Below are 2,245 nucleotides of genomic sequence, written 5' to 3' on the forward strand. Positions count from 1 at the left end.
TGTCGGTTCCGGCTGAATACTGACCCTCTGGTTCCGGGTGAACTTTGACCCACCTCCGTGACGATCGTGAGGTGTTGAACGTGGAGGACTGGGCGGAGATCCGCCGGTTGTATCGGGCGGAGGGGATGGCGATCCGGGCCATTGCTCGCCGGCTGGGGATCTCGAGGAACACGGTGCGTAAGGCGTTGGGTGCGCATGAGCCGCCGCGGTATGTGCGGGTGGCCAAGGGGTCGATCGTGGACGCGGTCGAGCCGCAGATCCGGGCGTTGCTGGCGGAGTTTCCCGAGATGCCGTCGACGGTGATCTTGGAGCGGGTCGGCTGGCAGCGCGGGAAGACGGTGTTCTTCGAGCGGGTTCAGGCGTTGCGGCCGTTGTTCGCGCCGGCCGATCCGGCGTCGCGCACGGAGTATCAGGCCGGTGAGTTGGCGCAGTGCGATCTGTGGTTCCCGCCGGTGGATGTGCCGCTGGGGTTCGGGCAGCTTGGGCGACCGCCGGTGCTGGTGATGGTGCCGGGGTACTCGCGGATGATCACCGCGCGGATGCTGCCGTCGCGTCAGTCACCGGATCTGCTGGCCGGGCACTGGGCGCTGATCAGCGGGTGGGGTCGGGTTCCGAAGGCACTGGTCTGGGACAACGAGTCCGCGGTCGGGCAATGGCGCGGCGGGCGACCGCAGCTGACCGAGGCGATGAACGCGTTCCGCGGAACGCTGGGGATCAAGGTGATCCAGTGCCGGCCGGCCGATCCGGAGGCCAAGGGCCTGGTGGAGCGGGCGAACGGATACTTGGAGACCTCGTTCCTGCCCGGCCGCAGCTTCACCTCGCCGGCCGACTTCAACGCCCAGCTCGCCGACTGGCTTGGGCGGGCCAACACACGCAAGCACCGGCGGCTGGGCTGCCGCCCGATCGACCGGTGGGACGCCGATCGGTCCGCGATGCTCCAGCTCCCGCCGGTCGATCCGGTGGTCGGCTGGCGGCTGGCAACCCGGCTGCCGCGCGATCACTACGTGCGGCTGGACTCCAACGATTACTCGGTGCACCCGAGCGCGATCGGCCGCCGAGTAGAGATCAGCGCCGGCCTCGATCGGGTGACAGCGACCTGCGACGGACGTCTCGTTGCCGACCACGAGCGTTGCTGGGCCGATCATCAGACCATCACCGACACGGTTCACGCCGCCGCGGCCGCCGAGATGCGCCAAGCACGCCGGCTGCGCGAGATCATCGCCTCGACGCCGGCCGACACCGGCGTCGAGCAACGCAGCCTGGCCGATTACGACCGGATGTTCGGCCTGGACCAGCACAGCACCACCGACATCACGGCGGACATCACGGCCGCCAGCACCAAGGGGGTGGCGTGATGGCCACGAAACCCAGCGCCAGCAGCACAATCAGCAGCACGAACAGTCGCAATGTGACCTCCGAGCTCGCCTATCTCACCCGCGCGTTGAAGGCGCCGTCGCTGGCCGGCGCGGTCGAGCGGCTGGCCGAACGTGCTCGCGCCGAGGACTGGTCGTACGAGGAGTTCCTGGCCGCCTGCCTGCAACGCGAGGTTGCCGCCCGCGAAGCTCATGGCGGCGAGGGCCGGATTCGAGCCGCCCGGTTCCCCGCTCGCAAGTCGCTGGAGGAGTTCGACTTCGACCACCAGCGCTCCCTCAAGCGCGACACGATCACCCACCTCGGCACCCTGGACTTCATCGCAGGCAAGGAGAACGTGGTGTTCCTCGGCCCGCCCGGCACCGGCAAAACCCACCTGTCCATCGGACTCGGGATCCGCGCCTGCCAAGCCGGCCACCGGGTCGCCTTCGCCACCGCCGCCGAATGGGTCGCCCGCCTCGCCGACGCCCACCACACCGGCCGGCTCCAAGACGAACTCATCAAGCTCGGCCGGATCCCGCTGCTCATCGTCGACGAGGTCGGCTACATCCCGTTCGAAGCCGAAGCCGCGAACCTGTTCTTCCAACTCGTCTCGTCCCGCTACGAACGCGCCAGCCTGATCGTCACATCGAACAAGCCGTTCGGCCGCTGGGGCGAAGTCTTCGGCGACGACGTCGTCGCCGCAGCCATGATCGACCGCCTCGTCCACCACGCCGAAGTCATCTCCCTGAAAGGCGACAGCTACCGACTCAAAGACCGCGACCTCGGCCGCGTCCCCGCCGCCACCAAAACCAACGACTAACAACCAACAACCAAACCGGGTGGGTCAACCTTCACCCGGAACAGCTGGGTCAAGGTTCGACCGGCGTTGACA

The 2,245-nt window shown here is 68.1% G+C and carries 2 protein-coding genes; both read left to right on the top strand.

The features are described from left to right. The first annotated feature begins 71 nt into the window (after positions 1-71). Entirely contained in the window at positions 72-1,355 is a 1,284-nt protein-coding gene (gene istA / locus AB0L64_RS40940) for an IS21 family transposase (RefSeq protein WP_363718477.1), read from the top strand. Continuing rightward, positions 1,355-2,173, top strand: a complete 819-nt coding sequence (gene istB / locus AB0L64_RS40945) for an IS21-like element helper ATPase IstB (RefSeq protein WP_363718479.1) — start codon at positions 1,355-1,357, stop codon at positions 2,171-2,173. The genes istA and istB overlap by 1 nt, the downstream gene beginning before the upstream one ends. Positions 2,174-2,245 lie beyond the last annotated feature (72 nt).

Source organism: Kribbella sp. NPDC051936 (genome assembly GCF_040680955.1).
Taxonomy (GTDB): Bacteria; Actinomycetota; Actinomycetes; order Propionibacteriales; family Kribbellaceae; genus Kribbella.